The organism is Blautia sp. Sow4_E7, assembly GCF_052116245.1.
Classification (GTDB): domain Bacteria; phylum Bacillota; class Clostridia; order Lachnospirales; family Lachnospiraceae; genus Blautia_A.
The window spans coordinates 1-4,684 of record NZ_JBQKLL010000078.1; the positions used below are offsets into that span (position 1 = coordinate 1).

8 protein-coding genes and 1 pseudogene are annotated in these 4,684 nt (G+C 39.0%); all 9 read left to right on the forward strand.

Going from position 1 to position 4,684, the window contains the following annotated elements; translation table 11 throughout:
* Positions 1-84 precede the first annotated feature (84 nt).
* On the forward strand, positions 85-720 hold the full coding sequence (locus ACTQ50_RS18990; RefSeq protein WP_441485466.1) for a radical SAM protein: 636 nt from the start codon (positions 85-87) through the stop codon (positions 718-720).
* Between the two features lie 469 nt (positions 721-1,189).
* On the forward strand, positions 1,190-1,621 hold the full coding sequence (locus ACTQ50_RS18995) for a hypothetical protein (RefSeq protein WP_441485467.1): 432 nt from the start codon (positions 1,190-1,192) through the stop codon (positions 1,619-1,621).
* A gap of 9 nt (positions 1,622-1,630) precedes the next feature.
* Positions 1,631-1,792 carry a hypothetical protein gene (locus tag ACTQ50_RS19000; RefSeq protein WP_320855157.1) on the forward strand — a complete coding sequence of 54 codons (162 nt, stop codon included), beginning with the start codon at positions 1,631-1,633 and terminating at the stop codon, positions 1,790-1,792.
* A gap of 28 nt (positions 1,793-1,820) precedes the next feature.
* On the forward strand, positions 1,821-2,258 hold the full coding sequence (locus ACTQ50_RS19005) for an SMI1/KNR4 family protein (RefSeq protein ID WP_164811722.1): 438 nt from the start codon (positions 1,821-1,823) through the stop codon (positions 2,256-2,258).
* A gap of 53 nt (positions 2,259-2,311) precedes the next feature.
* Positions 2,312-2,857: an AAA family ATPase gene (locus ACTQ50_RS19010; RefSeq protein WP_164811723.1), complete on the forward strand. Its 546-nt coding sequence runs from the start codon at positions 2,312-2,314 to the stop codon at positions 2,855-2,857.
* A gap of 34 nt (positions 2,858-2,891) precedes the next feature.
* Positions 2,892-3,500, forward strand: coding sequence for a DUF1349 domain-containing protein (locus tag ACTQ50_RS19015; RefSeq protein ID WP_164811724.1), 609 nt, complete (start codon positions 2,892-2,894; stop codon positions 3,498-3,500).
* Between the two features lie 55 nt (positions 3,501-3,555).
* A complete protein-coding gene (locus ACTQ50_RS19020) occupies positions 3,556-3,837 on the forward strand; it encodes a hypothetical protein (RefSeq protein WP_441485468.1) in 282 nt (93 codons plus the stop codon).
* A 16-nt stretch (positions 3,838-3,853) separates the two neighbouring features.
* The gene (locus ACTQ50_RS19025; protein ID WP_441485469.1) at positions 3,854-4,099 is read left to right on the forward strand and encodes a hypothetical protein; all 246 of its coding nucleotides are present in this window, start codon (positions 3,854-3,856) and stop codon (positions 4,097-4,099) included.
* A gap of 134 nt (positions 4,100-4,233) precedes the next feature.
* A pseudogene (locus ACTQ50_RS19030) lies at positions 4,234-4,599 on the forward strand (linear amide C-N hydrolase); the annotation flags it as partial.
* Positions 4,600-4,684 lie beyond the last annotated feature (85 nt).

The window sequence follows — 4,684 nt, forward strand, 5'->3', positions numbered from 1 at the left end:
GGTGGGCTTCCTCCGATGATCAAGCGCCAGAGATACTACGAATCTCTGGGACTGGCTGCATAGGCAGTGATATCTTTGAGATAAATGTGTCAACCAATATTGACAATATCATTGCGTCGAAAAGTAAACCGTATCGTTTTTATGGGTATGGGAGAGCCTTTATTCAATTATGACAACTTGATAAAAGCAATCCATATTCTCCGAGATAGATATGGGCTCAACTTTCCAACCGACGGCATTACCATATCAACAGTTGGTCCGGTCGATCAATTAAAAAAATTGCGCGAGGAACATCTTAAAATTCAGTTGACAATATCTTTACACGCAGCAACACAATCTGCAAGAAATCGTATTATTCCTCACATGCGCATATATGCTATTGAAGATGTTGTTAAGCAAGCCTTATCCTATTCTGAAAGGCATAATCGCAAAATTGTCTTTGCGTATTTGCTTTTACCGGGTATAAATGACCGGCCCTCAGATGTAAGACAACTTGCAAAATGGTTTCGGGGCAAAAAAGTTATGATTAACGTGTTACAATACAACCCAACAAGCAATTCAAGAATTAAAGCACCACAGAAACGGGAAATAGTTGCATTCAAACATCAATTAGAGCAAGCAGGACTTGAAGTTACTATGAGAGTTTCTCATGGCAGAGAGATTAACGCGGCTTGTGGACAGTTAGCTAACACATATAATAAATTCAAAAAAAATGATTAAAAGTGCCAGACGCATAGACGCAGAGCCGATAACGCATTAGGTCAAAAAACCTATGTGTTATCGGCTTTTTTATTTAATATTGCGCAAAAGCCGCTGTTCCCTATTATAGAATGGATTGCGGGTAGTGTATTAAAGTCGCCCTTTTTTAAGGATACGGCGGTATCGGGGAGGTATCGCCGTGTCCATTTTTATTTACTGTAACCCGCCTAATGCTTTGCGGTCAAAAAAAGCTATGCTCCGCAAGCGGGATATTCCGGCTATGAATGTGAACTGTCAATACATTTAGCTACTGCTTACATTTCCTTTGCGCCCGTCCGCGTCTTGCGGACGGGCGCATTTTGCTTTTTTCAACTTTTTTCTGAAAAGCGCACTCAAGAGCCATCTCCCGAACGGGTACGGAGCGAAAGGGGCAGAGAGGACAAGCCCTTAACTCCCGTCCTCTACTCCACGCGGGAAGGAGGTGAACTCTATGGAGCTATCTTCTTCCGACAAGGAAAGAATACAACATCAGTACGACGCATTAGCAAAGAAAACTTTGGTCGGCGAAGCGAAAAGCCACCGCCGCACTCTTGCGAAACGCGCAGCACGCGAAGTTACTTTTTCGGATTTGAGCGAAAGCGAACTCGCGCAGCTTTTCACAACGGACGAATACGAAAGCGATTATTTCCGTTTTCAAGTGTCCGGCTTTGATGTACTCGTCAAAAATGAACTGCTTGCCGAAGCCCTTAACGCTTTGCCCGAAAACATGATGGGCTTTATCAATCTGGACGATAAAAACTATATGCCTATCATTGGCTTCACTACGGTAGATTTGGGTTGTGAGCGTGGTAATAATGCCTATAACATGGTTCAGAAAACCGGAACCCCATTTGCTACAGCATACATTGCGAGTGTGAAATGAGAGAAAACTATGAATAAGAAAACCTATAAAACCATTGCAATCATTGCATTGGTAGTATCCATAATTGGATTAGTGTCTTTTGTTGGGGGTATCAAGCCTGTCAACATTGGTGCGTTTGTTTTCCCTCTGTTAGTTAGTGGTATTTTCTTTTGGCTTTACAAAAAGAAGTAAGCCAATTCCAATTAGTTGAGGTGTTATCGTGTATAGAGAATTGATTGAAAAATTGATAGAAGGACATAGTTGGGCGAAGTTACAAGCTCCTTGCTCCGAAAAGGATATTACAAAGGCAGAAAAATTTGTAGGTTTTTCATTTCCAGAAGAATTGAAAGCCTTGTTGCGAGAAACAAATGGAGACCGTAATTTTCTGCTTTCAGCAGAAGAAATCATCAGTAACACAAAGAACAACAGAGAGATTTTTCCCGAATTTCTTGAAGCAGAAGAATATGAAGAAAAGGTAAATCGGTTTGTTTTCTTTGCAACAAATGGTTGTGGTGATTATTACTGCTATCGTGTTCTTGCGAACGGAGAAACAGACGCATCGGCAATCTACATTTGGGAACACGAACTGTTTGAAATTCGTGAGGTTGCAAAAGACATTGCTGAATTGATAACCAAGTATTATAACAACGAAGTATAATAGATAAATTCGTAACAGTTAAACAAATCGGAATTTGTGGAGGTAAAATATAGATGAATCAAGGTAGAATTATTGTAATCACAGGTGCGCCGGGGACAGGAAAAACTACAACGGCATCTGTTGTTGCAAAAGAATCAGATTTGGAAAAGTCTGTGCATATGCACACAGATGACTTTTATCATTATTTGAGTAAAGGGGCAATACCACCGCATTTGCCAGAATCAAATGAGCAAAATTTGATTGTCATTGAAGCGTTTTTAGAAGCTGCGAAGCGATATGCTCGTGGTGGATATGACGTAATTGTAGATGGCATTGTAGGACCGTGGTTTTTAGAGCCGTGGCTCAACATTGTTCAAGAGCATTATGAAGTACACTATATCGTTTTAAGGGCAAGTAAAGAAGAAACTATGAAGCGAGCTATCGAACGATCAAAGTTAGACAGAGAAACAAATATTGAATTAGTTGAAACAATGTGGAATCAATTTTCCAATTTAGGAATCTATGAATTAAATGTTATAGATACAACTACGCATTCGATCAAAGATACTGTTTCAGCAGTAAAAGAAAAAATAGTAAGCGGTACGGCCTTACTATTTTAGACAATTCCAGTTTTTACATTGAAAGGAAATGAAAATGAAGATAAATAAAGAACAATGGAAATGGACAAGAGAACCTAAACAGTATTCAATATCAGAGGATAAGATTGAGATAATTACTAATCCGCATACTGATTTGTGGCAGCGTACTTATTATCATTTCAGGAACGATAATGCTCCTGTGCTTCAGATGAAAACTTCTGAGAAATTCTTTTCCTTCGTAGTTAAAACTGAATTTGAGAGCAAGGTGCGTTTTGACCAGTGTGGTATTGTAATGTACCTTGATAGTGAGAACTGGCTTAAGGGTTCAATTGAGTATGAGAACGAAGAATTTCAGCATTTAGGAAGTGTAGTGACTAATAATGGATATTCAGATTGGGCAACAACCGAAATAGATGCAGGAATCAAGTCTATGTGGTATAGATTTAGTAGACGAGAGGATGATTATTGTATTGAGTGTTCTGAAGATGGAATTAAGTACAAGCAGATGAGAATTTGCCATGTGTATAAAGCTAATGATGAAATACGGTTTGGAATTTATGCTTGTAGCCCAGAAAATTCATCATTTAAGGCTACATTTACAAATATGGAATTAACAGAATGTAAGTGGTTGACACATGATGGACAGGCTCCTGATGAAAAATAGAAATTCCAGTTTTTTGAGATCAAAAAAGAAGTTGCCAAGCATAAGGAGGTGCGGTATGAGCAATTCAAACAACAGACACAAATACGATGACATAATAAATCTGCCGCACCATACTTCGCCCACAAGGCCACGTATGACGATGATTGATCGTGCGGCTCAATTCTCACCGTTTGCGGCTCTGACTGGATACGATACTGCTGTAAAGGAGACCGCCAGACTTACCGAGAATCGAATTGAGTTGGATGAGTATGAGAAATCGGCTCTTAATGACCGGCTTCAGATCGTGCAGGAAAGGCTGTCGGATACTCCGGTAATCTCAATTACATATTTTAGGTAAGGTTACGTCCCGTGAAATGGTAGCGATTGAGAAAGCCTTATCCATCAGCTTGGCAATGGAACAGCTGAAAAAGCGTTCCACAAAACATATGCGCAAAACCATAGCTGACATTGTATCAGAAGCCAGTAGCGTTGCCTGTTGGGTGTATGTGCAGAAATATGTGAAGCACAAAACCCTAAACGAAATGCTGCAAGAATTGCCAGACGTAGGTCAATTCATCCTAGCTATGGATACCTGGTTTGAAAAACTGATGGAGAAATAATCTAGGAAAATAGTTTAAAGTTTACATGTTATGATCATGTATGAAGTTGGAACAAAATAAAAGAATTGTGCTATAATATTGTTCAAGAAAAAGCTCATTGACATATTTCAATCTATTTAGGAGGATAAACGATCATGTGTACAGCAGCAACTTATAAAACAAAAGATTTTTACTTTGGACGAACCCTCGATTATGAATTCTCTTATGGTGATCAGATAGTAATTACACCACGTAATTATGCGTTTAATTTTCGCCATGTTGGCGATATGAAAAATCATTATGCAATTATTGGAATGGCGCATGTTGCTGAGGATTATCCTTTGTATTATGATGCTATGAATGAAAAAGGAGTGGCAATGGCAGGACTGAATTTTGTCGGAAATGCTGTTTATGCCGCGATTAAGCCAGATGTGGAAAATATTGCACAGTTTGAATTTATTCCGTGGATTTTAAGTCAGTGTTCTTCTTTAGTTGGTAAGCGCCAAATATTCCTGCGGATTTTCTAATACTCTGATTTCCTCTATAATTGTAGGCGAAAGATATTTAAACTATTTCACTACAATTACGGAGGATAGGTTATGGCAA

Bases quoted from the DNA above. Each gene is read 5' to 3' on its own strand.
- ACTQ50_RS18990 (WP_441485466.1), top strand. From the start codon at position 85: ATGTGTCAACCAATATTGACAATATCATTGCGTCGAAAAGTAAACCGT.
- ACTQ50_RS18995 (WP_441485467.1), top strand. From the start codon at position 1,190: ATGGAGCTATCTTCTTCCGACAAGGAAAGAATACAACATCAGTACGAC.
- ACTQ50_RS19000 (WP_320855157.1), top strand. From the start codon at position 1,631: ATGAATAAGAAAACCTATAAAACCATTGCAATCATTGCATTGGTAGTA.
- ACTQ50_RS19010 (WP_164811723.1), top strand. From the start codon at position 2,312: ATGAATCAAGGTAGAATTATTGTAATCACAGGTGCGCCGGGGACAGGA.
- ACTQ50_RS19015 (WP_164811724.1), top strand. From the start codon at position 2,892: ATGAAGATAAATAAAGAACAATGGAAATGGACAAGAGAACCTAAACAG.
- ACTQ50_RS19020 (WP_441485468.1), top strand. From the start codon at position 3,556: ATGAGCAATTCAAACAACAGACACAAATACGATGACATAATAAATCTG.
- ACTQ50_RS19025 (WP_441485469.1), top strand. From the start codon at position 3,854: ATGGTAGCGATTGAGAAAGCCTTATCCATCAGCTTGGCAATGGAACAG.